Source organism: Streptomyces sp. NPDC026515 (assembly GCF_055567595.1).
On sequence record NZ_JBVHQD010000015.1, the window covers coordinates 104,940 to 130,848 of the forward strand.

19 protein-coding genes and 1 pseudogene are annotated in these 25,909 nt (G+C 66.3%); 5 read left to right on the top strand and 15 right to left on the bottom strand.

The features are described 5' to 3' along the window. The first annotated feature begins 64 nt into the window (after positions 1-64). The 3 genes from ACZ4O3_RS29065 to ACZ4O3_RS29075 all read left to right on the top strand — a co-directional run bounded on the left by ACZ4O3_RS29065 (position 65) and on the right by ACZ4O3_RS29075 (position 3,359). Positions 65-742 carry a GAP family protein gene (locus ACZ4O3_RS29065; RefSeq protein ID WP_467725020.1) on the top strand — a complete coding sequence of 226 codons (678 nt, stop codon included), beginning with the start codon at positions 65-67 and terminating at the stop codon, positions 740-742. A gap of 126 nt (positions 743-868) precedes the next feature. Next, on the top strand, positions 869-1,558 hold the full coding sequence (locus tag ACZ4O3_RS29070) for a DUF899 domain-containing protein (protein ID WP_384999984.1): 690 nt from the start codon (positions 869-871) through the stop codon (positions 1,556-1,558). 238 nt (positions 1,559-1,796) lie between these two features. Next, on the top strand, positions 1,797-3,359 hold the full coding sequence (locus ACZ4O3_RS29075; protein ID WP_467725133.1) for a recombinase family protein: 1,563 nt from the start codon (positions 1,797-1,799) through the stop codon (positions 3,357-3,359). Positions 3,360-3,586: 227 nt separating this feature from the next. Here the strand turns inward: ACZ4O3_RS29075 and ACZ4O3_RS29080 are convergent. The 4 genes and pseudogenes from ACZ4O3_RS29080 to ACZ4O3_RS29095 form a co-directional block, all read right to left on the bottom strand. Next, positions 3,587-5,049, bottom strand: a pseudogene (locus tag ACZ4O3_RS29080) (replication initiator). A gap of 192 nt (positions 5,050-5,241) precedes the next feature. Next, complete coding sequence (locus ACZ4O3_RS29085; RefSeq protein WP_393814632.1) at positions 5,242-5,439, bottom strand: hypothetical protein; 198 nt, start codon at positions 5,437-5,439, stop codon at positions 5,242-5,244. Then, positions 5,436-6,737 (bottom strand): FtsK/SpoIIIE domain-containing protein, encoded by a 1,302-nt coding sequence (locus ACZ4O3_RS29090; protein ID WP_467725022.1) that lies wholly within the window; start codon positions 6,735-6,737, stop codon positions 5,436-5,438. Before ACZ4O3_RS29090 ends, ACZ4O3_RS29085 begins: the two co-directional genes overlap by 4 nt. Continuing rightward, the gene (locus tag ACZ4O3_RS29095; protein ID WP_467725024.1) at positions 6,737-7,084 is read right to left on the bottom strand and encodes an SCO3933 family regulatory protein; all 348 of its coding nucleotides are present in this window, start codon (positions 7,082-7,084) and stop codon (positions 6,737-6,739) included. Before ACZ4O3_RS29095 ends, ACZ4O3_RS29090 begins: the two co-directional genes overlap by 1 nt. A 166-nt stretch (positions 7,085-7,250) precedes the next feature. On the opposite strand from ACZ4O3_RS29095, the gene ACZ4O3_RS29100 reads away from it, so the two are divergent. After that, a complete protein-coding gene (locus ACZ4O3_RS29100; RefSeq protein ID WP_467725026.1) occupies positions 7,251-8,030 on the top strand; it encodes a GntR family transcriptional regulator in 780 nt (259 codons plus the stop codon). Positions 8,031-8,437: 407 nt separating this feature from the next. On the opposite strand, the gene ACZ4O3_RS29105 is transcribed toward ACZ4O3_RS29100, so the two are convergent. Both ACZ4O3_RS29105 and ACZ4O3_RS29110 read right to left on the bottom strand, forming a co-directional pair. Then, positions 8,438-8,734: a hypothetical protein gene (locus ACZ4O3_RS29105; RefSeq protein ID WP_467725027.1), complete on the bottom strand. Its 297-nt coding sequence runs from the start codon at positions 8,732-8,734 to the stop codon at positions 8,438-8,440. Between the two features lie 317 nt (positions 8,735-9,051). Beyond that, the gene (locus ACZ4O3_RS29110) at positions 9,052-9,609 is read right to left on the bottom strand and encodes an ATP-binding protein (protein WP_467725028.1); all 558 of its coding nucleotides are present in this window, start codon (positions 9,607-9,609) and stop codon (positions 9,052-9,054) included. Between the two features lie 200 nt (positions 9,610-9,809). Here ACZ4O3_RS29110 and ACZ4O3_RS29115 point away from each other — a divergent pair, with 200 nt between their 5' ends. After that, a complete protein-coding gene (locus tag ACZ4O3_RS29115; protein WP_467725030.1) occupies positions 9,810-11,186 on the top strand; it encodes a sporulation protein in 1,377 nt (458 codons plus the stop codon). Between the two features lie 3 nt (positions 11,187-11,189). Here ACZ4O3_RS29115 and ACZ4O3_RS29120 read toward each other — a convergent pair whose 3' ends face one another. The 9 genes from ACZ4O3_RS29120 to mreC form a co-directional block, all read right to left on the bottom strand. Continuing rightward, positions 11,190-12,104 carry a phosphotransferase enzyme family protein gene (locus ACZ4O3_RS29120; RefSeq protein ID WP_467725032.1) on the bottom strand — a complete coding sequence of 305 codons (915 nt, stop codon included), beginning with the start codon at positions 12,102-12,104 and terminating at the stop codon, positions 11,190-11,192. A 350-nt stretch (positions 12,105-12,454) separates the two neighbouring features. Continuing rightward, a complete protein-coding gene (locus ACZ4O3_RS29125) occupies positions 12,455-15,685 on the bottom strand; it encodes an NACHT domain-containing protein (protein ID WP_467725034.1) in 3,231 nt (1,076 codons plus the stop codon). A gap of 5 nt (positions 15,686-15,690) precedes the next feature. Beyond that, complete coding sequence (locus ACZ4O3_RS29130; RefSeq protein WP_467725036.1) at positions 15,691-16,026, bottom strand: trypco2 family protein; 336 nt, start codon at positions 16,024-16,026, stop codon at positions 15,691-15,693. Between the two features lie 782 nt (positions 16,027-16,808). Then, positions 16,809-18,782 carry a TIGR03960 family B12-binding radical SAM protein gene (locus ACZ4O3_RS29135; RefSeq protein ID WP_467725038.1) on the bottom strand — a complete coding sequence of 658 codons (1,974 nt, stop codon included), beginning with the start codon at positions 18,780-18,782 and terminating at the stop codon, positions 16,809-16,811. 101 nt (positions 18,783-18,883) lie between these two features. Further along, positions 18,884-20,389: a CYTH and CHAD domain-containing protein gene (locus tag ACZ4O3_RS29140; RefSeq protein WP_467725040.1), complete on the bottom strand. Its 1,506-nt coding sequence runs from the start codon at positions 20,387-20,389 to the stop codon at positions 18,884-18,886. A 164-nt stretch (positions 20,390-20,553) separates the two neighbouring features. Then, positions 20,554-21,753 (bottom strand): rod shape-determining protein RodA, encoded by a 1,200-nt coding sequence (gene rodA / locus ACZ4O3_RS29145; RefSeq protein ID WP_362718448.1) that lies wholly within the window; start codon positions 21,751-21,753, stop codon positions 20,554-20,556. Positions 21,754-21,781: 28 nt separating this feature from the next. After that, on the bottom strand, positions 21,782-24,031 hold the full coding sequence (gene mrdA / locus ACZ4O3_RS29150) for a penicillin-binding protein 2 (RefSeq protein ID WP_362718445.1): 2,250 nt from the start codon (positions 24,029-24,031) through the stop codon (positions 21,782-21,784). Between the two features lie 94 nt (positions 24,032-24,125). After that, positions 24,126-24,803 carry a rod shape-determining protein MreD gene (gene mreD / locus ACZ4O3_RS29155; protein ID WP_467725043.1) on the bottom strand — a complete coding sequence of 226 codons (678 nt, stop codon included), beginning with the start codon at positions 24,801-24,803 and terminating at the stop codon, positions 24,126-24,128. A 15-nt stretch (positions 24,804-24,818) separates the two neighbouring features. Next, on the bottom strand, positions 24,819-25,832 hold the full coding sequence (mreC, locus tag ACZ4O3_RS29160; RefSeq protein ID WP_467725045.1) for a rod shape-determining protein MreC: 1,014 nt from the start codon (positions 25,830-25,832) through the stop codon (positions 24,819-24,821). Positions 25,833-25,909: the final 77 nt, after the last annotated feature.

Here is a 25,909-nt window from a genome sequence, read left to right on the forward strand (position 1 = left end):
CGGCACCGCAGGAACATGGGACACAGGCTTGAGGGGTCCGCCGGTCCCCCACCTGGAGGCAACCATGGGCAAGGTTCTCGGTGACGTGCTGGGGCTTGCGGCCGGCGTCGCGGTCAGCCCGCTCCCGATCATCGCCGTCATCCTCGTACTCGCCACGCCCCGGGGACGTCTGAACGGAGTTCTCTTCACCGTCGGCTGGATCCTCGGGCTGGCGGCACTGGGCGCGGTCATGCTGGCGGTCGCCTCCCCTGCTCGGGCCTCCGCCCACAACCACCCGGCCACCTGGGTGGGCGCCCTCAAGCTCGCCATCGGCCTGTTCCTCGTCGTCTTCGGGGCCCTGCAGTGGCATCGACGGCCGAGGGATCCCTCCCAAGCCCGGCTGCCGAAGTGGATGAGCGCCATCGACCGCCTCACCCCGGTCAAGGTCTTCGCACTCGGACTGGCCCTGGCCGCGCTCAACGCCAAGAACGCCCCGCTGACCATCGCCGCGGGCGCCGCGATCGGCTCGGCCGGACTGCCGCTCGGGCAGCAGATCGCGTCGCTCGCGGTCTTCGTCGTGATCGCCACCCTCGGTCTGCTGGCCCCCCTTGGGGTCTTCCTGCTCGGGGGAGCGCGCGCCAAGGCCACGCTCGGCGACTGGAAGGACTGGGCGGCCCGGCACAACGTCGCCGTGATGGCGGTCCTGTTCTTCGTCCTCGGGCTGAAACTCCTCGGGGACGGCATCGGCGTCCTCGTCTCCTGACGGACCGCCGCCGCGGCCCGCGTTCGGAGCCCTGCGCCGCGTGCCCGGCCGACCGATGAGTTCCGGAGCCCCGTGGAGTCTGACCCCGCACAAGCCCAATCCGTGCACGAGACCTGTGAGGGGACCATGACCGTCCACGCGCTACCACCCGTCGTCGACGCCACGACCTGGGAACAGCGGCTTGAGGCACTGCGCGCCCGGGAGAAGGCCGCGACCCGCGAGCTGGACGCCATCGCCGCCGAGCGTCGCCGCCTGCCGATGGTCGAGATGCCCGACTACACCCTCGAAGGGGAGGACGGGCCCGTTCGGCTGGCGGACGTCTTCGACGGCAGGAGGCAGCTGATCGTCTACAACCACATGTGGTTCACCGGCAAGGAGTGGCAGTGCCCGGGGTGTACGGGCTTCACCTCGCAGTACACCCGCCTGGAGTTCCTGGACGCCTACGACGCGCGATTCGTCGTCGTCACCCAGGGCCCGATCAAGGAGGCACTCGCCTACCGGCAGCGGGTCGGCAACCGGATGGCGTGGTACTCGACCGCGAACAGCCCGTTCGGATCGGACGTCGGCGCACCGCCCGACGGTGGATTCGCGGTCAACGTGTTCCTGCGCGACAACGACACCGTCTACCGCACGTGGCACACCGACGGCCGCGGGACCGAACAGCTCAGCCACAGCTTCGCGCTGATCGACCTGCTGCCGTACGGACGCCAGGAGGAATGGCAGGACTCACCCGAGGGCTGGCCCCAGTCCCCCACCTACAGCCGGTGGTCGTCGTCCCAGAACATCGCCGCGCTCTACGGCCCGTCTTCCGGTTGACCGCACCCGACGGCCCAGGGCGCCTCCAGGAGCGTCGCCCGCCTCAGTGCGCGTGTCCTCCGGAGGCGGCCGCGGCGTTCTTGACCGTCAGCGGCAGCAGCTTCTTGCCGGTCGGGCCGACCTGGATCTGGGTGTCCATCGCCGGACGTATGGAAAAACTTCTAAAACCAGCTCTACGCTGGTCAGCATGGGGAAACGAGGACAGCGACGGCTCGCGGCAGAGCGAGCGACGTACAACGTGGAAGCCGAGTGGACCGAGGCCGATCTAGCTCTGTTAGAGGAGCTGAAGCGGGCCGAGTCTCTGTTACCCGAGGACGCTCCTCGGGCTCTCTTGTCCGTCCGCTTGTCCGTGTTGACGGATGACACGACATCGCCGGTACGGCAGGAACTTGACCTCCGCATCCTTGCCAGGGAGCGGGGCTGTCGAGTCATCGGCGTCGCCTCAGACCTGAACGTGTCGGCCACCAAGGTGCCGCCGTGGAAGAGGAAGGAACTTGGGGACTGGCTGAACAACCGCTCCCCCGAGTTCGACGAGATCCTGTTCTGGAAGCTCGACCGCTTCGTGCGCCGTCTCTCCGACCTCTCGACGATGATCGAGTGGAGCCTGAGGCGCGGGAAGAATCTCGTCTCGAAGAACGACAGCCTTGATCTCACGACGACGGCCGGGAAGATCATGGTCACGATCATCGGCGGCATCGCCGAGATCGAAGCGGCCAACACCTCCACCCGGGTCACGAGCCTGTGGGACTACGCGAAGTCTCAAGAAGACTGGATCATCGGCAAGCCGACATACGGCTACGTGACCGACGAGGACGACTCGGGGAAGCTCGTTCTCGTCATCGACCCCGAAGCGCACAAGGCACTGCACTGGGCTCGGTGCATGGCCCTCCGAGGACGCTCCGCCCGGTTCATGGTGCGCTGCCTGAAGCGGTCCGGCCTCATGAGCCAGGGGCTCACCGTGGCAACACTCCACCGCCGGCTGCGGAACCCTGCCCTTCTCGGATACCGGGTAGAGGAGGACAAACAAGGAGGGCAACGACGTTCGAAGCCGATCCTCGGCAAGGACGGCAGGCCGATCAAGGTTGCGCCCCCGATCTTCACCGACGAGGAGTTCGAGACTCTCGGTGCCGCTCTTGACAAGCGCAAGAAGAACCAGCCGCCACGCCGTGTCGGCGGAGCGACTCAGTTCCTCGGCGTTCTCCTGTGCGCCGACTGCAAGACGAACATGACCGTCCACATCACGAACAACAAGTTCGGGACCTACCACTACCTCCGGTGCCGCAACTGCAAGAGTGGCGGACTCGGCGCACCCAACCCAGAGCAGGTCTACGAACGCCTTGTGGAGGACGCGCTCAAAGTCCTGGGGGACTTTCCGGTCCAGGTCCGCCAGTACGCCGAGGGTGCCGAGGTTCGGCGCGAGATCAAGCGTCTCCAAGAGTCCATCGCCCTCTACATGAAGGAGCTCGAACCGGGAGGCCGGTACACGAAGACCCGGTTCACGAAGGAGCAGGCAGAGACGACGCTGGACAGACTCATCGGCGAGTTGGAAGCCATCGACCCCGAGACAGCGAAGGACCGATGGGTCAACGTCCACGGCGGTAAGACCTTCCGTGAGCACTGGCAGGAAGGCGGCATGGAAGCCATGACCGCAGACCTGTACCGAGTCGGCATCCGGTGCGAGGTCACCCGGACGAAGGTGCCGAAAGTCCGAGCCCCGAAGGTTCACCTTCGCCTGCTGATCCCGAAGGACGTACGCGAACGACTCGTGGTCCGAGAGGACGACTTCGCGGAAGCACTCTGACACGGCCCGGCACAACCAACTCACGTGCGAAGCCGCCTTCCCTGGAGATACAGGGGAGGCGGCTTCTCGTCGTCACAGGAACCAGGAGGCGGGATCAAATGGTGTCTCCGTGCCGTCGTCGTCCACGATCACAATCTCGCTTTCGATCACGCTCATAGCTCTGCCATCCGAGCAGCGAGGCAGAGCGAAACGCGCAGGTCGCCGGGGTTCAGGTTCGGGAAGAGCGGTTATCGGCTCCACCCCCCTTCCTGACTTGCCTCCGTTCCGAGCCGCCGGGACTCTCCAAGGTCTTCGGCGATCCCGGCGGCGATGAGTGCCGCGCCGGGGGTGTGGCCGGAGCCGACGTAGCGCCAGTGCCGTTCGGTGATCGTGTCGGGGGTGTCGGTGTGGCCCATGTGGTGGGCGCGTTCGGCTCGGAGTGCTGCGTAGGTGGTGGAGTAGGCGCGGGATTTGGTGAGGATGTGGCCCCGATAGCCGAGGGTGTGAGTCCAGTCCCGGAGACGGAGAGACTCGTATTCGGGGAGGCTGCCGAGGCGCCAGCAGGTCCGCATGAGGGTGCGGACGTGTCCACTGACGGGTGTCGACTCGATGTCCTCCCGGTCGGTGAGGGGGTGGTCGGTGCCAGCACCTGTCTCGCTGGCTCCCTTGGTGACGTACTTGGCGACGTAGACAGCCACGGCGTCATCGTCGGGTCCGTCGCCGTTCGTGCGCAGGGGCCGGGCGTCGACCTGGGCGCCCCAGCGCAGTGCCAGTTCGCCCACGGCGAGGCAGTAGGGAGTGTGGACCAGGACGCGCCGGGCGGAGGCGTGCACGGCCTTGATGAGCAGTTCCGCAGTGCCCCAGGCCGGGGGTTCGTCATCGGCCCCGCCCGGACCGTCGAGGCGTACGACGGCATGTACGTGGACGGCCGCGCGTTTCTGGTACTCGGCGACGCGGGCGAAGGACAGCCGGGCGCGCCGCGCGAACTCGGACTGTACGAGGCCGACCGAGGAGGCCAGGCGCCGGCGGACGTCGATGACGAACCGGTCCCACAGCTTGGAAGCGTGCGCGTGCCACAGCACGTGGCCGGTGTAGTCGTAGCAGTCGGCACACAGCGGCTGGCCGACGACCGGAGCGTCCGGGGCGTGCACGGCGCCGCAGCCGAGGGGCCGCCCGTGCTCGCAGGTTCCGCCGTCGCGGCGGGGACGGCACACATCCCCCAACCGGTGGACGGGCCGAAGGATGGGGCGGTCAGGGTGACGAAGAGCCGGGGCCGGTGGCGGACTGTCGCGGGGACGTTCTTGCCGCCGAGGAGGCCCGCGCGGACGAGGTGGTAGGTGTCTCCGGCGTGGAGGCGGGAGCAGGCGGGGCAGATGGTGGCGCGGCGGTTGCGGCAGCGGACGAGGAGGCGTTCGCCGGGTTCGGTGCGGGTGTCGTAGTGGTGGAGGATCTCGCCGGTTGTGCCGTCCAGGGTGGTGGTGAAGCCGGAGAGGTGGACGGGGTGGGAGCATCCGCCGGTTGCGGTGATCTGCTGAAGCCAGCGGTGGAATTGCGGGTCTTGGGCGAGGCGGATTGCGTCGCGGTCGGTTTCGGGGAGCTGACGCAGGCGCGCCGCGCGGTCGAGGGCGGCGCGCCTGCCGGCCGGGGTGAACTCCGGGGTGATGGTGGTGACCTTCCAGCGTGAGCCGCCGGGGCGGCACGGTGGGTGGATGGTGGTGCGCCGTGAGGCATGGGGATCACTCCCTTGCGTGTGTCGGGAGGGCGGGGGTTCAGCGGATGGTGCCGGTGCCCCGGCAGACGCGGCAGCGCCGCAGTCGTCCGGTCCAGGTCTTCCGTGCTCCGTCGCCCTTGCAGTACGGGCACCTCACGCGAGGCATGGGCATGGTGGTGGTCCCTTCTCTGCTCAGGTGTGGGAGAAGCCGCTGATGAACCAGGTGACGAGTTCGTGCACGGTCAGGCCTACGGGGGTCTGGCCGAGGTAGAGACCGAAGAGGCCGACACAGACGGCTTCCCAGGGGCGGACGTCGCGGGAACGGACGAGGAGGACGGTGATGATCCCGAAGATCACCGCGAACCCGTAGGCCGTGCCTTCGCTGATCACTTGCTCTCTCCTTCCGGCACCATGAGGGCGCGGCCGAGCGCGGGCAGGTGGGGGGTCAGCGCGCTGTACTTGCGGGCCGTCGAGACGGCTTCTTCGGTGGGGGTGAGGTGGGAGCGGGCCCGGCTCCAGCCGCCGTCCGGGCCCGTGCACACGGCCACCCCTCGCTCTTCGGCGGTGATGGACTGGGCAACGGCCACGGCGTCCTTGTTGAGGTCGCCCAGGGTCATCTCTGCGGTGCCGGGGTCGTTGACGCGGTGGCAGATCCGGCCGCCTAGCTGGGCGCGCAGGGCGGTGACGCCGGGCCCGAGGTCGGAGCCGACGCGTTGTCCGGCGACGACCAGGTGCAGGCCTAGCGCGGCCCCGAGCTGGGCCAGGCGCAGCAGGAGCGTGGAGCACTGCTCCGCTTCCGCCTTGCTCTCGCGGGTGCCGTCGGACAGGTACAGTTCGGCGATCTCGTCGACGATCACCACTATGGGCACCGGCCGGAGCTTGTCGGGGAGCTCCCAGATCGAGCGGACGCCGGCCGCCCGGCACGCGCTCATCCGGTCTCTCATGTCGGCGGCCAGTGCGAAGAGCACGGTGACCGCTTCGCTGCGGCAGGTGGCCAGCGCGCTGAGCCGGTCGGCGAACAGGCCGAGTTCCATGCCGCCCTTGCAGTCGATCCCGACCAGGGCGACCCGCTGCGGGGCTAGCTGTGTGATCAGCCGGGCCAGCAGCGTGGACTTGCCCGACCGGGTAGCTCCGGCGATCAGCCAGTGCGGCACCAACCTGAGGTTCATCACCCACGCGCCGCCGGACTCCAGAACCCCGATGAGGGCCGACAGCAGCTCGGTCGGTGCCGTGGCTAAGCCGGGCCGTTCCAGCGGGTCCGTGGCGGTCGCGGTCAGGAGGACGAGCCCGCGTTCCGGGGAGGTGACCCGGACGGCGTGGACCTTCCACGCGTGGACCAGGGCATCCGCCGCCTTCATGTACGTCGCCGGAGTCTGTCCGGCATGCAGGCGCACGGTCACGGTCAGGCCCAGCCGGGTGGCGCGAGGGAACGAGGCGCGCGGGGTGACCGGCCGGAGCGGGTCGCCCTTGACGACCAGGTCGCCGAGGAGTCCGCGGGGCGGGCGCCGGGACACGGACAGGTCGTTGAGCATCGCGACCTTGCGCCAGGTCGCCACCACCCGGAACGCGGTTGCCGGGTAGCCGGCGAGGTACCAGTGCCAGACCGGACGGTGCCGGCGCACCAGGTCACCGACCACGAGCATCCAGGCGAGCACGGCGAGAACGAATGCGAGCACGATCGGTCCCATCACGCCTCACCGCCCTTGCCCTGTACGGGGGTTCCGTGCACGGTGGTGATGGCGTCGGCGCGGAAGCTGACGCCGTGCCGGTCGCCCATCGACCACATGAACGCGGTCAGCCCTGTGACCTTGACGACCTGGCCTTCCTCGATGCCCTTGGGCGGGCCGCTGACGGCGATCTCGATGACGGAGATCCGCCGCCCGTCCTGCCGCACGGTGACCGCCACCGTCCAGACCGGGTTGCCGTCCCGGTCCCTTTTCACCTCCTGTGTCTCGCTGTTGGTGATCTTCGCTTCGGGAGCGATGGCGCACCGCAGTACGCCCAGCCGCCCGGTGTCCACGGGAATGGACTGCATTTCTTCGGCCTCCCTGGCCAATCTGACGCCAGACTTACTCTGACGTCACTTGTCCTAACGAGTGATGACTATGAAGTCCTGTACGGCGAGTGCGCAAGTACTTATGCTGACGAGTGATGTCGCGCGTGCGACGCGCCTATGACCCCGACCCGCCGGAGATGCCCAGATGTCGGAGATCCAGCGCCCCGGAGCCCTCTACCAGCAGGTGGCCGCCGCGATCCGCGAAGCGATCCTGTCGGGCGAGTTCGCCCCCGACTCCCTGCTCCCGTCCGAAGCCCAGCTCATGACCCGCTACGGCGTGTCCCGACCCACCGTCCGTAACGCCATCGCAGCACTGCGGGCGGAAGGACTGATCGATGTCCGCCATGGCAAGGGCAGCTTCGTCAGGTCCGACGGACAGCCGTCGATGACGATCGAGCGCCGGATCAGCCGCACACCGGACGGCAAGTTCGTCATGCCCAACGGCGACGTCTGGCAGGAGACCGAGGAGCCCTCCGCCTACCGCACGCACACCACGAAGGCCACCGGCCGACTCCTCCACCTCGGCGAGGAAGAAGCCTTGTTCGGCTGTGACCGGCTGCTCCTCGATCCGAGCACGGGGACGCGTGCGATGCACCGCACCCTGATCCCATTCGCCGTGGCCGACATGGTTCCGGCACTCGCCGAGGACCCGCACAAGCGGTCGGGTGCCCTCTACCGGCAGCTCACCGAGGACGGCCACAAGCTCACCTGGTCCGAGACCGTGCGCGCCCGCATGCCCCTGCCCGACGAGCGCACCACGCTCCAGCTCCCCGACGCGACCCCGATCCTGCACCTGGCCCGCGTCACCCACGACACCGACGACCGCCCCCTGATCCTCGAAGAACTCCGCATCGGAGCCGACCGCGCCGAACTCGCCTACCGGATCACCGCCGACAAACAGCCCGCACGACGCACCCGCCGGTGAGCTGAGTCGAGGATCGGTCGAAAGAGCCTTCACTTCCTCAAGGGCGCGCCTGCGGCGCGCCGGGGCGCCCGGCCGCCCCGGCCGGGCGTGCGGCGTGACCGCCGGTCCCGTCCGGTCGCCCGACGCCCCCGCACACAGCACGCCCAAGGAGTCGAGGCGCCGCCCGGCCGACGAGGGCCGGGGCCCACGGGGCTGGGGGTCGCCGGCTGCCGAGACTTTAGGCAGCTCCCATGGGGCGAGCCTCGAAGAACAGGGGGCCGATCGGGCTCTTGCGGGCAGCTCCAAGGACTGCCCGATCCGCTGGCGAGCGTAAGGCCCCCTGTTCACTCGCCCCATGGCAGCTACCGCCCAAAGTCTCAGCGGCCGGCGACGTGCCCACGTGCAGCGCTCACTAGCGAGAAGACGCCTCACGCTGCACCGCCGTCGCCATCCGCGCGCATCTCCAGGAGCTGGGCGAGCCGCTCCACCGCACCGGGCCAGCCCGCCAGCCGCACGGCCCCCTGCCCGTCCTCGTTCGTCGAGGCGACGGCCCGCACCGCGGACAGCTCGAACCCCACGCCCAAGAGCGCCCGGTTCAAGCGATCGGCGGCCTCCCGCGCCTCACGCCACCCCGCGATGTAGTCGACGCCGGGCGTCCAGAATCCGAAGTCCGGACCCGGCACATCGAGCCCGTCACTCAGCCAGCCCTCACCGGAGCCAGTCATCTTGCCCACCTCTGCCCTGATCTAGGTAACGGATCGTCAACTTCCTTGCACCAGGGCCAAAACGCAGCACGACGGCCCCGGTACCATCAGGCACCGGGAACCGCCGTGTTCCCGGCCGGGCCACCCTTCGCTTTCCAGGGCTAATGGGGTGGCCCGGCCTTATCAGGCTGTGAAGCGCGATCTCTCCGGGAGGGGAGTCTCCGGGTCCTAAAGAGACCGCGCTCCTTGGCCGGAGTGGTCAGACTCCGGCCGGTTTCCGGCCCGCCGCCCACTCCCGATCGCGTGGGAGTGATGTGGGGGCGGCGGACCGGAGATCATCAATACGGGACGTCCTCCGCTTCGCCGTCCAGGTCGAAGCGGCACCAGACCGTCTTGCCTCCGCCCGCTTTCGGCGTCCACCACACAGCTGCCGCCATTCGCTGAGTGATCATCAGCCCACGGCCGCTGTCAGCCAGGACCGCCTCCGAGAACTCCGTCACCAACTCCGGCGAGTAGAAGTCACCCATGGGCAGCAGCGGGGGCGTCGAGTCCTCGTCCGCGACCCCGATGAACAGCCACTTGGGGAACAACTTGTAGGTCACGTCGATGCGCCGGCAGGCACCCGGACTGGAGTGGTGGCGGTCCGGAATCGCATGGTTCACGACATTCGCGACCAGCTCTGAGACGGCGAGTTGAGCGTCATACACGAGGTCACGCGGGACCGCGCCACGCAGGAACACGGTGGCCGTGTCGCGCGCGACGCGTCCCGTGTCGCCGAACTCGGCGAAGAGCGTCACCGTCATGTAGTGACCGCCATAGGACGGATCCGGCGCTACGAACCAGTGAGCGTATGCATCCAGCTCGCCCATCACATGCTTGGCTTTCCCCGCGTCCATCGTGTCCCTCCGGCAGCTCTCATGTCTCCGCTTGCCTCACGCAAGTCAGTACACGGCGCAGGGGACGCGAGCGGGAGCGTTCATTGGGGGGTTCACCTGAGCACTTGCAAAGGGAAGGGGGTTCAGGAATGGACCCCCTCAGCCGGATAGTGCTGTGACAAGATGAACACTCGCCGTCATTCTCGGGTTGGCAGGGGAGCATGAGCCGAGAGCCCAACGCGCAGTTGATCGCCGTCATGAGCGAAGCAAAGATCTCCAACAAAGGCCTTGCGAAACGCATGACGGACGATGCCTACCGGCGAGGCACCGAGCTGGGTACCACGCACGTATCTGTACAGCGTTGGCGCAACGGCTCAAGCATCAGGCCGCAGACAGCGGCGATCATGGCGGATGTCCTCTCGGCGAAGCTAGGCCGGCGCATCACGCCCGGCGATCTCGGATTCTTCGGCGACAGCAAACCGACTACGCCCGAGCCGATCGGCTACCCCGGCACCGTTCCCGATGTCCTGTCCATGCTTGACGGACTCGCCCAGGAGCGCGCCGACGCTCCCGCCTCGGACCAACTGATCATCGCGGAGGCCGACATCAGCTCCGCCGTCCTGACATGGATGATCGCGCGCCCAGATGGCATCCAGGCGGACAGGCCGGCTCTCCAGCGAGTGGGCATGCGGGACGTCCGGGCGATCAGGGACGCCGCCGGGACGTTCATGGCCCTCGACTTCAAGTACGGCGGAGGCCACGGCCACAAGGCATTACGCCACTACTTCCGGCACGAGGTGCTGCCGCTCCTGAGCGTCAGCTACAGCGAGAAGGTGGGCACGGCGTTATTCGGCGCAGCCGCCGAGGTGTCCCAGTTGCTGGCATGGACCGCGTACGACGCTGGCAACCATCGACTCGCCCACCGCTACCTGACATCCACGCTGCGCCTGTCCCAGGTCATCGACGACCGCATGTTCGGCGCCCGCATCCTGGGCAACCTCAGCCACCAGGCCAACTACCTCGGCAACCACGCCCAGGCCATCCAATTCGCCCGTGCCGCCGTCGAGGGCGCCAAGAACCGTGCCACGCCCCGCGCCATGGCGAACTACTCGGCAATGGAGGCCCGTGCCCTGTCCAACGCAGGCGACGGCTTCGCTGCGGCCCGCGCGATGAAGGAGGCAGAGCGCCACTTCGAACGCGCGCACACGGCCGACGACCCGGAATGGCTCAGCTACTTCGACGAAGCAGAACTCATGGGCGAACTCTGCCACTGCTTCCGCGATCTCAAGATGCGTCGCGAAGCCGTCGAGCAGGCCCAGCGCGCGGTGGACAGCACCGACCCGAAGTACGCCCGCACACTTGGTTTCTGCCGCATGGTGCTTGCCCAGAGCCAGCTACTGAACGGCGAGTTGGAAGCCGCCGTCACCACCGCGAGCCTCGCAGTCGACGGCGGCGACTCCCTCCAGTCCACCCGATTCCAGCGCTACGTGACCGACTTCCAGAGCGAGGTCAGTGTGCACGCAACGAACCCCACCGTGGCAGCCTTCAGCGAGAAGGTGCGCGATGCGCTGACGCGCTTGGACGAGGACGACGAGTAGCAGTCACCACGGGCGCCAGTCCCGGGGCGCATCGTCGTTCCGCAGTCCGGCGATGCGCCGGCGGTACTCGGCCGCCGTTTCCTCATCCTCCTGAACGTTCTGCATGAGCCACGTCGTCATGCCGAACTCTTGGATACCCCGCAATGTCTCGTAACCGGGCCAGTCGTACAGGTCACGCCCATACGCGGCCACGAAGTCGGCGTACTGTTCGTCGGTCTGCCAGCCAAGACTGTGATGTTCCACGGCCGTAACCATGAGATCCCACTCCGGGTGGTCGTAGCAGAACATCTCGAAGTCAATCAAGATCACACGATCTTGATCATCCACCATGAGGTTCTGCACGTGGGCATCCCCGTGCACCGGCCCCTTGGCCGACTCAAACCGCAACTCGGCGTACCTGTCTTGCAGTTCGCGCCACCTCTTCCGCAAGAAGGCCTTGTCGTCGTCCGGGATCACCGCCCGATCGAGCCTCAGAGCTTGTTTATCGAAGGGATCGTACGAAGGCAGTACAAGCCCGTCCGGCACCGTCAGCGAGTGCAGATCCCGCAGGACGCCACCCAGCTCCCCGTACGTCGCCTTACGATCCCCTTCGACGATCAGATGCCAGAACGTCACCGGGTGACCATCGATCAAGAAGGGTTGCTCAAGGTCCTCGACGATCTGCGCAGCCGGAAACCCTTCCTCCCCGAGCCACCGCGACACGTCCACTTCCACGCGGGCCTTGGGTAGCCATTCCTCCCCCCGCGCCACGCGTACGATGACCGGTGCCGAAGCCAGCCGGAACAGCGCGTTTTCCCCGAGACGGATCAACTCTGCGCCTCTGTCATCGAGCCCCGCAGCCTGGCACGCGGCAGCCATCACCCGCGTAGCCCTCGCCGACGTGAACCCCTCTTGAGATCGAGCAGCGTCAAGCGCCATGCCCGTACCAGCTCCCCTAGTCGCGCGCGATCAACCGGCGCACGCCCACGGGTGACCAACCCGACGCACGCCAGACACGGCTACGACCGTATCGAGCAAAGCGTTACGAAACGAGGCTGGGGCCGCTGCAAGCTAGCACCCATAGATCAGACACGTATGTGACCAACAGTTGGTCGCTGAGCCCGGAACAAGTGTTTCGAGGGCACTCAGCCTTCCCAACAGCCCGCAATTTTGGGGTAGTTGACGCAGTCCTGAGGGCACTGGCACGAGGACCAGGAAGTTGAGCCCAACAAAGAACCACGGCAGCCTCAGTGCGCGCCGACCGAGAGGGACGGCCGTCCCTTGTCGCGTCAAAGCCTAACTACAATCTCTGCGAGCGGAAATGCCGCTTCAACATTTGCCCGCTCAGCGTTATCAAGAACACCCGTAATGCGCGTCACATTCGGGAACATATCTGCAAGCGTTCGACACGCCCCCGACTCCATAACATATCTCGCCGCCCGATGCGGATGCAGAAATCGGAGACACTTAACCTGCGACCAAGATTCGCCATATTCCAAAATTCCAGGAATCAGAGACTTGTCTACAGATAGTTCTTCCAACCGTGGCAAGTGGTTCGCTTCAACCCAATCACGAGAAGAAAGTTTCACTCGCACCGATATCGACAGCTGCTTAAGTGTCGAGTATTCCCTCAATCCACGGAGGCCGCTTCTATTAAGGGCAGAGCCCGAGAAGTAGATTCTTTGCAACGGAGCTTCGCGTGGTAGTACAGAGAGATCCGAGCATGGAACTTCCTGCAAGATTCCCAGCCGTCGGAGGTGTCGCATAGAGCTCAGGCCCCGAAAATCGTCCGAGAGTCCAGCCATTTCATTAATACTTATCTCATCGAGCGGTAGCTCGCCGATTGGTGATAGATCACGGATCGATGGGCATCCATAAAGAAAGAGTGTCTTCAATTTCGAAAATGCACACAGAAACGAGAGGTCGGCGATTACGTCATTCGAATGAATTCCGAGACGGTTGAGAATTTCATGATTCAATGTATACGCTAGGAGATCTTCTGTGTAATCACCGTTCGCGATTAGCCCTGGTCGGCCGCCGACGTCCCGGAGGAACCTGAGTTGCCCTTCCGACTTTATCCAGAAGAGCGTATCCTTCGGCATGTGCGCGATTATTTCTTGACCATAGGCCCGAACGTCGTACTTACTCCAGCCTCTCGCCAAAGTATCTTGGATTTGGGCAGACTCATGTTCGCGGAAGCGTGCGAGTGCAGGGATCGCGGAATCGGTTCCAATAGCTGTGATCGTCTCGACTACTGATCTAGCTTGGAGTGGCGTCAGACCCTCGGGGCCAGGAAGCAAATCCAGCACCATGGGGCCGGCGTTTGCAAGCCTCTCAGCCTCATGGTAGTCATTCGGAGGAATAAGCTCACTGGCTCGCTTCTCGATTTCTCGTCGAATTTCTGGGTCCAATTCGGCAGCTTGCTCCAGGCATGCCATGGCAAGCAAGTAGAGTCGAGTCTTATGGCGCTTCACTCGGTCGCCACGCTTGACCAGCTTATTCAGTAGACGGGTCCTCTCTGCAGGATACGCGTGAGCTACCGCCATTCGTATGACATCTTCCCACTGGTCATGATGAGCGTTCTTCACCATGAGATCAAAGTCGCGTTCCTCGACAGCCGCTTTAGCCCCCAAATAGTCCTGAAAAGTGCGGTGAATAAAGTCCATAACACCGTCAGTAGGTTCGCGCAGCACTCCACTTCTCACAAGCAGGTACTTATACACCTGTTCTGCGGTCCCGAGTTGTCCCAAGAGGGGCATAGCTGGAAGGGTCGCTTCAATGATGCTAATGGCGTCTGAGCGATCCATCTCTACTTGCCCATTACGGATCAACCAATAGGCTAGTTTTTGGAGGAGTTGAATCTGCGGCTCTTCTGTGATTTGCACTTCAAGGTCTCGTTCACGATCCCGTCGCGCGAGTAGCATGGAAAGAGCGGCATCGTACAGGTGCTTTCTCCCTGGAGGGAGGTAACCTCTGCGGTCACGGTGAAGGGCGCAAATGAGTCCACACATCAGCGGGTTTGTGGCCAGGCGTCTCAGGTCTTGTTTAGATCTCAGCGTCCCGAGCAGCCTCGACTCATAGTCAGCCAGGCGTACGCCTTCATCAGCGTCTCGGCATGTCTGGCTTGCAGCACTGTGCCAGCGCTGCACAAACGTGGTTACATCCTTTTGATTCATCGGTGACAAGCTGAGCTCGATGAAATCTTCTGAAGCTAGCCAGTCATCTGAAACCGCCGAAGGACGTGACGTAACGAGCCAACAGTTTCCCGGAAATACTTTAAGGAGTTCATGCAACCAACTCCTTACACGTTCACGGTCTGCTTCCGATATCTCATCAATCCCATCAACCAGAATGAGCCCTCGTTGCGTCATTAGAACTCGCTCTGCCCAGCCCTGGGGTTGCAGGCCAGACAACGGACTTCGAGCAGCTGCGAGAAACTCTCCGGGAAGCGGTAGTGACGAGTTGCGAATCAGGGTCCGCAGAGGTAGGACGAATGGCACACGACCATAGAGGTGGTGAAGGCCTCCATCGAGTTCCCGCTTAGCCGTTGAGACCGCCAGCCACTGAACAAGCGTTGTTTTCCCCGAGCCTGCCACTCCTCGCAACAGCACCCGATCATGACCTTCAAGGGCTTTGTCGGCAGGCCTCACGGCTTGGGACATTTCACTCATCCCTGCCCGGGCCGAGGCCGCCCCTCCTGTTTTCGCCCTATACTCCGCTGCCTCAAGGCTAAGATAAGCGGCATCAAGTGGCCATTCAGCCTGAGAACGGTCCCGCAGATCAATACCAAAGATGGTCAACGTGCCATACCTGGTCGTAATGTACCCTCTATATTGCTCTTCGAATACACTATCGGGCGACAGGTCGCCAGGTATCGAGAGATGATCGAGCATGCCATTTTTCTCGATCGCTTCTCTAAATAACGGATCGCCATAGAATTCCGATACGGGCGTTGCCTCGACGCGACCATGTTGCCAATTGGCTGGATCGTGGCCAACGACCCCAATAATGACATCACTATAAAATATTGCCGCCCCTGAAAAACCTGCCCACGGTGAAGCAGAGCTATCGCGGCCCGATGGAGGAGTATGTGTATTATCTAGAACATATCGCCTGCTCAGCAGATTCGAGCCGGGCTTCAGAGTACCTACAAGTTGTTCGCTGTCGAGACGCTCCTTGCTATCTCGCTGTGCGCGAGGAAATCCGATCGCCTGGCAGTTCGGGAGAGGGGCGAGTGAATTAACCGACCCTAGACGTGCGCCAGAAAAGGGCGCGATATTACCGCCAACGGGGCTATCTGTGATGAGGAGCGCAGCATCGCAGCGATCGTCCTGTCTCATCCACGCGACGTCACAAAAAACCTTCCCAATGCCAGGCAACACTACTTGCACCCTCGCCGCATCGCCTACCACGTGGGCAGCGGTCAAGAACAAGCGAGGATTAAGAAGATACCCACTGCCCTGTCTTCCGTCTGCAAGTACCGCGCCTATACGTTCCCGAGTCGGGCCGTGTTGAGACATGAGTTTTAGTTGCTGCTCTCGAACCCGCTGACGTCCCCCTCAGTTTCATCTGATATGTCCCAGCCATTATTTGTGACTGCATTCTTGGGCTTGAGGGTGAAAGTGATTCTTTGGGCCCGGGTACTTGCAAAGCCACCTTCCGTGGAGACGTTAGCAACCCACGCCTTAACGCCCCCCTTACCTCTGACGTCGCGCCGGAGTTCGACTGAAAACTCCATTTGGATGTCACCGAGTTCGAAGCGCAAGGGCGAGCCACTGCCACGGTTAGTCGCTGCCAGCAGTCCATCGCGGATTGCCTCTACAGCGTCAGCTAGCTCGATGTCATCAACAGATAGCGTCACCCTTCCAGGGTACGGACGTTGGACCTTCGGCGCTATGACTATGCACAAAGTGGGTTGCGTAAGTAGGAGCGACTAGGTTGCGCAGGAGTCGCAGTTGATCTGAGGAAGGGCACCAGAACTTCGACAGCAACAGATGTCCCTTATGACTTGTACCACCCGGACTCTGGCCCACGCCGAGAAGGCCGGCACGACGACGTCGAGTTCCTCATGGGCATCTTCGAGGCAACCCCCTGTCCACGGACAGGCCCGCCGTCTTCGCCAAGACCTACCACTGACGTCGACATCATTCCGACGCACGCGGTCGCGGTCTCTTCGCCCGGCCGTTGGGCCGTCCGTAACGACACTCCCGGCCGGTCCGCTCGTGCACTCCCACGTTCCGGCATACCTGCGATCCCCATCCCTTGATCCACAGGGGAGAGGTAAAGCTCACGCTCCTTCAGGAGCTTCCTGGGCCCCCTGCGGCTTCCGGTTCTCCCGGATCTCGAAGTCCACTGCAACTCCCCTCAAGCGGGGTGTTGCAACGACCTCTTGAACTCAAGCGACCAAAGGAGGGGCTCAGAGGTTCACAGAGGTGGTTCTCAGGTAGCCGAGGGGATCAGACCCACTCCACCTCGGAGAGGATCCCCGGCGAGCCCCCAGGCGGCGGCAGCGGCGTTCTAGACGCATCCCGCACCTGGCTCTGCCGCCCCGGCAGCACTCCGAGTGCGCCCAGCGCGGCAGCCACCTCATCCTCTGCGACCTCCGCCACAGCCTCAGCGATCCGCCGCAGCGCTTCACTCACGTCAGTGAGCGTGTCCGCTGGTCGGAGCGTCCTTCTTGACCGTCAACGGCAGCAACTTCTTGCCGCTGTTACTTACTTGTGGCCAAGTATCCATCTGCGGGCAGACCCCGCAGTCGAAGCACGGGGTCCAGCGGCAGTCCTCGACCTCCGTCTCGTCGAGGGCGTCCTGCCAGTCCTCCCAGAGCCAGTCCTTGTCGAGGCCGGAGTCGAGGTGGTCCCAGGGCAGGACCTCCTCGTAGGTGCGCTCGCGGGTGGTGTACCAGTCGACGTCCACGCCGAGGGCGGGCAGGGTCTTGTCGGCGCAGGTCATCCAGCGGTCGTAGGAGAAGTGCTCGCGCCAGCCGTCGAAGCGGCCGCCGTCCTCGTAGACCGCGCGGATCACGGCGCCGATGCGGCGGTCGCCGCGGGAGAGCAGGCCCTCGACGATGCCGGGCTTGCCGTCGTGGTAGCGGAAGCCGATCGAGCGGCCGTACTTCTTGTCGCCGCGGATCTTGTCGCGCAGCTTCTCCAGGCGCGCGTCCGTCTCCTCGGCGCTCAGCTGCGGGGCCCACTGGAAGGGGGTGTGCGGCTTGGGGACGAAGCCGCCGATCGAGACGGTGCAGCGGATGTCGCCCTGGCCGGAGACCTCGCGGCCCTTCTGGATGACGTTCATCGCCATGTCGGCGATCTGGAGGACGTCCTCGTCGGTCTCGGTGGGCAGGCCGCACATGAAGTAGAGCTTCACCTGGCGCCAGCCGTTGCCGTAGGCGGTGGCGACCGTGCGGATCAGGTCGTCCTCCGAGACCATCTTGTTGATGACCTTGCGCATGCGCTCGGAGCCGCCCTCGGGGGCGAAGGTGAGACCGGAGCGGCGGCCGTTGCGCGTGAGCTCGTTGGCCAGGTCGACGTTGAAGGCGTCGACGCGGGTGGAGGGCAGGGAGAGGCCGATCTTGTCCTCGGTGTAGCGGTCGGCGAGGCCCTTGGCGATGTCGCCGATCTCCGAGTGGTCCGCGGAGGAGAGGGAGAGCAGGCCGACCTCCTCGAAGCCGGTGGCCTTGAGGCCCTTGTCGACCATCTCGCCGATGCCGGTGATGGAGCGCTCGCGCACCGGGCGGGTGATCATGCCGGCCTGGCAGAAGCGGCAGCCGCGGGTGCAGCCGCGGAAGATCTCGACGGACATCCGCTCGTGGACGGTCTCGGCGAGCGGGACCAGGGGCTGCTTGGGGTAGGGCCACTCGTCCAGGTCCATGACGGTGTGCTTGGAGACCCGCCACGGGACGCCCGACCTGTTGGGGACCACGCGGGCGATCCGGCCGTCGGCGAGGTACTCCACGTCGTAGAAGGCCGGGATGTAGACGGAGCCCGTCTTCGCCAGGCGGAAGAGGACCTCCTCGCGGCCGCCGGGGCGGCCTTCCGCCTTCCACTCACGGATGATCTTCGTCATGTCGAGGACGGCCTGCTCGCCGTCGCCGATGATCGCCGCGTCGATGAAGTCGGCGATGGGTTCCGGGTTGAAGGCCGCGTGGCCGCCGGCCAGGACGATCGGGTCCTCCAGGCCGCGGTCCTTCGACTCCAGGGGGATGCCCGCCAGGTCCAGGGCGGTGAGCATGTTGGTGTAGCCCAGCTCCGTGGAGAAGGACAGGCCGAACACGTCGAAGGCCCGCACCGGGCGGTGGCTGTCCACCGTGAACTGCGGGACGCGGTGCTCGCGCATCAGCGCTTCCAGGTCCGGCCACACGCTGTAGGTGCGCTCGGCGAGGACGCCCTGCTGCTCGTTGAGCACCTCGTAGAGGATCATGACGCCCTGGTTGGGCAGACCGACCTCGTACGCGTCGGGGTACATGAGCGCCCAGCGGACGTCGCACTCCTCCCACGGCTTGACCGTGGAGTTGAGCTCTCCGCCTACGTACTGGATCGGCTTCTGCACATGCGGGAGCAGAGCTTCGAGCTGCGGGAACACAGACTCGGCGACCTGGGCGGCGGCTTCGGCAGGCATCTCGCGGACCTTTGTGAGCTGACTGGGACACCCCCGGCCGGAGGCTGGGGGAGGGTGGTCATCCAGCGTAGCGCGCCCGGCGGTGTCCCCCGTACGCGCGTTCAGACGGGCGCATCCTCCTTGATCTCCTGCCAGGCGCCGGGCGTCCTCGCCTCCACCGCCGCGGCCCGCCGCTCCTCGCGGCCGTACAGCAGGCCGTAGGTGAACGCGCTCTCCCCGGCCGCGTGCGCCACCGCGGACAGTTCGCGCAGGGTTTGGCGGGCCATCACGCTGTCCTGGTGTTCGCCGAGCAGGGACTGGAGCGACTTCATGGACTTGACCAGGGATTTCGCGGGGCCGCCGAGGGCGGGACGGGCTGCTTCGGCGGCGTAGCGGGTGCGTTTGGCCTTCTTGCGGGCGTCGTGCAGGCCGAGGTCGCGGTCGTGGCCCGGGGGCTCGGCCATGGCGGTCTCGAGCAGGTCGGTCACCTTCGCGAAGTCCTTGCGCACGGCCTTGGCGAGGACCTTCGCCGGGTTCCCGGCGGCCGCCTCGCGCAGCGGCGGGTCGGCGGCCAGGGCGTCCAGGGTGTCGAGCAGGGCGAGGTAGCGGTGGGAGTTCAGCACGCCGAGGAGCCGGCCCCGGGAGCCGCGCTCACCGGCCTCGGCCCAGGCCCGCAGGCGGTCGTGGACCGGGCCGGAGACGAGGCGGCCGGGGACCTCGTCCAGGGCCGTCATCAGGCGTTCGGCCAGGACCTCCTGGTCACGGCCCACGCCCAGTTCCCCGGCCAGCCACTTCAGCTCGTCGGCGACCGGGTCGGTGACCTGGCGGTCGAGGACCTTGCCGAAGGTGCGGAAGGTGCTGCGCAGCCGGCGGGTGGCCACCCGCATGTCGTGGACGCCTTCCTCGGTGTCCAGGCGCACGGCGGGGTCGAGCTCGACGATCGCGTCCCGCTGGGCGCGGACGTAGGCCAGGACGTGGTCGCCGGCCGTGACGGGGCTGCCGGAGCCGGACTTGGGCGGGTGCGGTTTGCCGCCCTTGGTCTCGGACAGGGCCCGGTCCAGTTTCGAGGCGGACTTGGACGGCCGTACCCCCGCCTTGCCCAATCGTTTCTCCACCTTGTCGAGGAAGGCCGGGTCGCCGCCGTCGGCCAGTTCCACCTCGATCTCGGTCCACTGGGCCTTGCCCGCGCCGCCGAAGAGCCGCTCGGCCCGGACGCGGTCGACGCTCACCTCGGCGAGCAGGGTGCCGTCCGCGTCGACGAGGTGACGGATGTCGCGGGTGGTGCGCAGGCGGATCACCGGGACCAGCTGGCCCTCGCGGACCCGGGAGCGGGCCAGGCCGGCGAGTTCGTCGGGGAGAGCGTCGGAGAGCGGGGCGTGGATCTCGTCGCGGATGCCGGGGGCGACCGGGAGTTTGAGGTGCCAGCCGGCGTCGGTGCCTCCGGTGCGGTGGCGCAGGGTGACCCTGGCCGAGGCCAGGCGCAGGTCGGAGGTGTCGTGGTAGGTGGCGTCGAGTTCGGCGGTGCCCTTGTCCACGACGTTCGCCACGCCGGCGACGCCGGTCAGGTCGGGCAGTCCGCTCTCGTCGGATTCGTACTTGCGCTCGATCTCACGCTTCGTATCCGCCATGAACCGAATCTAATGGCCGCGGCGCCGCGGGGACAGCGGGCGCAATGGGCGAATCAGAGGTGGCACAAAAACGAGGGTGAGGTGAACAAGCGGCGAACGGCCCATTTGCCGGATACGACGTGTTCAGCTCACCCTCGTGACGTCTCGCCCTCCCGACGTCCCGGTCAGGCCGACATCGGGCGCTGCACCCTGATCGACTGCAGCAGTCCCACCGCCACCCACACCGCGAACATCGACGAGCCGCCGTACGACACGAACGGCAGCGGCAGGCCGGTGACCGGCATGATGCCGAGGGTCATACCGATGTTCTCGAACGCCTGGAACGCGAACCAGGCCACGATGCCCGCCGCCACGACCGTGCCGTACAGCTCGGTCGTCTCGCGGGCGATCCGGCAGGCGCGCCACAGGACGACGCCCAGGAGCACGATGATCAGGCCCGCGCCGGCGAAGCCCAGCTCCTCCCCCGCCACCGTGAAGACGAAGTCGGTCTGCTGCTCGGGGACGAACTGGCCGGTGGTCTGCGAGCCGTGGAAGAGGCCCGCGCCGGTCAGACCGCCGGAGCCGATGGCGATCCGGGCCTGGTTGGTGTTGTAGCCGACGCCCGCGGGGTCGAGGTCGGGATTGGCGAAGGCCGCGAAGCGGTTGATCTGGTACTCGTCCAGGATGTGCAGCTGCCAGACCGCGATCGCGCCCAGCAGGCCGGTCGCCAGCAGGCCGAAGATCCAGCGGTTGGAGGCGCCGGAGGAGAGCAGCACGGCCAGGATGATGATCACCATGACCATGACCGAGCCGAGGTCGGGCATCAGCAGCACGATCAGGATCGGAACCGAGGCCAGGCCCAGCGACTGCAGGACCGTGCGGTGGTCCGGGTACTTCTTGTCGCCGGCGTCGACCCGGGCCGCCAGTATCATCGCCATCCCCAGGATGATCGTGATCTTGACGAACTCGGACGGCTGAAGCGAGAAGCCGCCGCCGAGCACGATCCAGGAGTGCGCGCCGTTGACGGTGGAGCCCAGCGGGGTGAGCACGGCCAGGATGCCGAGCAGCGACAGGCCGTACAGGATCGGCACCGCGTTGCGCAGCTGGCGGTGGCCGATCCAGACCGTGCCGATCATCAGGGCGAGTCCGATGCCGGTGTTCATCAGGTGCCGGAGCAGGAAGTAGTACTGGTCGCCCTGGTTGATCTCGGTGCGGTTGCGGGTCGCCGAGAACACCAGCAGCGAGCCCAGCAGCGACAGCGCCAGGGCCGCCGCCAGCATCGGCCAGTCCAGGCGGCGGGCCAGCGAGTCCCGGGCGAAGACCCGGGTCCAGCCGCCCCGCGCGGGACCGTATCCGGAGACGGAGAAGCTGTTGGCACCGGTCACGCCGGGACCCTCCCGCCACACACGTGCGTCACGTCAGCATCCTCCGGCTTCCCCTCTTGCGCGCCCGCCTCCGGGTGTCACGGTTGCCCGCCGACGGCGAGGACGTGGCGGCCGGGGTCTGCTGGCCGCCGTCCTGCTTGTCGCCCTTCTGGGTCGCCTGGAAGTCCTTCACCGGGTCCTTGGAGACCTTCGGCGAGTCGATGGTGCCATCCGTGCGGACCTTGGGCAGGCCCTGCTGCGGGGTGTAGAGCAGCGCCTTGTTCTTGTCGATGGAGCCGTCGGCACCGACGCCGTACAGCGCACTGTAGATGTTGCGGACCGCCTCACCGGAGGCACCGGAACCGGTACCGGCCTGGGCGATGGTCATGATGACCGTGTAGTCCTTGCTGTAGGTGGCCAGCCACGACGTGGTCTGCTTGCCGTAGACCTCGGCCGTACCGGTCTTGCCGTGCAGGGCGATCTTGTCCTGCGGCCAGCCGCCGAACTTCCAGGCGGCGGTACCGCGGGTGATGACGCCGGCGAAGGCGTCGTCCATGCCCCTGAGGGTGGCCTGGCTGACGGGCAGCTTGCGCACCGCCTTGGGCTTGATCTCCTGAACGGTCTTGCCGTCGGCGCTGATGACGGCCTTGCCGATGGTCGGCTGGTACTCGGTGCCGCCGTTGGCGACCGCACCGTAGATCATCGCCTCCTGGATCGGGGTGACGAGGGTGTCGCCCTGGCCGATGGAGTAGTTGATCTCGTCGCCCTCACGCATCTTGTTGCCTTCGAGGCAGTTCTCGTACTCGATCTTCTCGACGTAGGAGCCGTCCTTCTTGCCGGACTTGCACCAGGCGTCCTTGTTGGCCTTCCAGTAGTCGAGCTTCCACTGGCGGTCGGGGACCCGGCCGGTGACCTCGTTGGGGAGGTCCACGCCGGTCTCCTTGCCGAGGCCGAACTGGTGGGCGGTCTTGAAGAACCAGTCCCTGGGCTCGCCCTTCTTCGGGTTGATGCCGCCGTCCTTCTTCCACTCGCGGTCGGCGAGGCCGTAGAAGACGGTGTCGCAGGACACCTCAAGGGCGCGGCCGAGGGAGATCGGGCCGAAGTTCTCGCCCTCGAAGTTCTTGAAGACCTGGCCGCCCACCGAGTACGAACTCGTGCAGGGGTAGCCGCCGTCCCACACGTAGCCGGCCTGGACCGCGGCGGCCGTGGAGACCACCTTGAACGTCGAACCGGGCGCCGCCTGACCCTGTATGGCCCTGTTGAGCAACGGGTAGTCGGAGTTCTTGCCGGTGAGGGCCTTGTAGTCCTTGGCGGAGATGCCGCCGACCCAGACGTTCGGGTCGTAGGTCGGCGCGGAGGCCATCGCGACGATCCGGCCGGTCTTGGCCTCCATCACGACGACGGCGCCGGAGTCGGCCTTGTAGTTCTGGCTGGTGATCTTGTCGTACTGCTGGCGGGCGACCTTCATCGCCTTGTCCAGCTCGTACTCGGCGACCCGCTGGACCCGGGAGTCGATGCTGGTGACCAGGTTGGCTCCGGGCTCGGCGGCGTCGGACTTGGCCTTGCCGATGACCCGGCCGAGGTTGTCCACCTCGTAGCGGGTGACGCCGGCCTTGCCGCGCAGTTCCTTGTCGTACTCGCGCTCCAGGCCGGAGCGGCCGACCATGTCCGAACGCAGGTAGGGCGAGGTGGTGTTCTGCGCCTGCTGGATCTCGTCGTCGGTGACCGGCGAGAGGTAGCCGAGGACCTGGGAGGTGTTGGCCTTGCCGGGGGCCGGGTAGCGGCGCACGGCCTCGGGCTCGGCGGTGATGCCGGGGAAGTCCTCGGCCCGCTCACGGATCTGCAGGGCCTGCTTGGCGGTGGCCTCGTCGGTGATCGGGATCGGCTGGTAGGGGGAGCCGTTCCAGCAGGGCTGCGGGGTCTTGGCGTCGCAGAGGCGGACCTTCTGCATGACGTCGGTGGGGTTCATCCCGAGGACGCCGGCGAGCTTGGTGAGGACCGCCTTGCCGTCGTCCGCCTGCTTGAGCAGGTCGGTACGGGAGGCGGAGACCACCAGCCGGGTCTCGTTGTCCGCGATGGGGACTCCGCGCGCGTCCAGGATCGAACCGCGTACGGCGGGCTCGACGACCTGCTGAACGTGGTTGCCGGAAGCTTCCTTCTGGTACTCGGCGCCCTCACGGATCTGCAGGTACCACAGGCGGCCGCCGAGGGTGCCGAGCAGGGAGAGGACCAGGATCTGGATGACGACGAGACGGATCTGGACCCGTGGGGTCCGACCGGTCTCGGGAATGTTGGTCACTGGGTTGCCTCCCCCTCTCCGTGGCGTACGTCTGTGTCATATACGACGAAGCTGTGGGCGGCGCCGCCGGGTCGCCGGGTGAACTCCCCTGCCCTCACAGACGCTTGACCCCCTTGATGCGGCCGACGCGGACGCTGCGGGTGCGGGCCCTTGCCCTCAGGGAGCCGAGACCGCTGCGCTGGCCGCCGATGCGCAGTCCGGTGCCGGAGGAGAGCCAGCCGGAGGAGATGTCACCGGCTCTGCCACCGGAGTTGGCCTCCGCCAGCGGGTCGCTGTCGGCACGGCGGGCCAGCCACATGATGCCGGGGACCACGAACGGGGCGAGCAGCAGGTCGTAGAGGGCGGCGGTGACCAGCAGGCTGGTCATGCCGACGTGCCGGGCGGCGGTGTCGCCGACCAGGGCGCCGACACCCGCGTACAGCAGGGTGGAGCCGATGGCGGCGGCGACCACGACGAGCATCGGCCCGGTCGCGGACCTCAGCCGGCCGTTCTCCGGCTTGATCAGGCCCGCGCAGTACCCGACGACGCAGAGCACCAGGGCGTAGCGGCCGGCCGCGTGGTCGGCGGGCGGGGCGAGGTCGGCGAGGAGTCCGGCGCCGAAGCCGACGAGGGCGCCGCCCACATGGCCGTACACCATGGCCAGGCCGAGGACGGTGAGCAGCAGCAGGTCGGGGACGGCGCCCGGCAGGTGGAGGCGGGCGAGGACGCTCACCTGGATCACCAGGGCGACGACGACCAGGGCGGAGGAGAGCAGGATGCGGTTGACACGCATGAAGGGATTCAGCTCCTACCGCTGCTGGTCGTTGGTGTCGGTCTCGTCGGTACCCGAGTTCGTGCCGGTGTCCGTACCCGAGCCGGTGCCCGAGTCCGATCCCGTGTTCGCGCTCGCGCTCGCGGACGGGGTGACCGTGACGGTCACCGTCGGGATGGGCGTCGGCTTCGGCTTGGCCGGGAGCACCTCGTCGCGCGGGTCCTTCTTCGGTGCCTCGACGACCACGCCGACGATGTCGAGCTTGGTGAAGGACACGAACGGCGTGACGTAAAGGGTGCGGGTGAGGCCGCCGTGGGACGGGTCGACGCTGGAGACGGTGCCGACCGGGACGCCGGGCACGAAGGGCCGGTCCGCCTCGGAGCCGAAGGTGACGAGCCGGTCGCCCTTCTTCACCTCGGCCTTGCCGTTGAGGAGCTCGACACGCAGCGGGCGGTCGCCCTGTCCGGAGGCGAAGCCGAGCTCGTCGCTGCCCTCCATGCGGGTGCCGACGGTGAAGTCCGGATCGTTGGCGAGCAGCACGGTGGCCGCGTCCGGGCCGACCGTGGTCACGCGGCCGACCAGGCCGCTGCCGTTCAGCACGGTCATGTCGCGTTTGATGCCGTCGTTGGCGCCGACGTCGATGGTGATGGTCCAGGAGAAGCCCTGCGCCGACCCTATGGCGATGACCTGCGCGCCCTTGATGCCGTACTGGCCCTCTCCGGCCATCTTCAGCATCTTGTCGAGCTGGTTGAGGCGGCTGCGGTTGCGGTCGTCGCTGCCGAGCTTCGCCTTGAGGGTCGCGTTCTGCTTCTCCAGCCGGGCCAGCCGGTCGTGCCGTTCGTCGGAGTCGCGGACGGCGGAGACGGCGTTGCCCACCGGGTCCACCACCGTCGACATGCCGTTCTCGATCGGGCCGAAGGCCGCGGCCGCGGCCTGCCGGGCGCCGTCGACCGGGGAGTTCCTGCCGCCCCGGATGTCCACCGTGATCAACGCGAACGCGATGGCGATCAGCAGCACCAGGAGCAGCCGGCTCTCTTTCGTGTCCCTCACGTGCGGCGGCCGTGCCTTCCTCAATAGGAACTTGACAAGAACTTGCGGGAGCTTGTTTTTGTGAGTCGGGGGGCGGA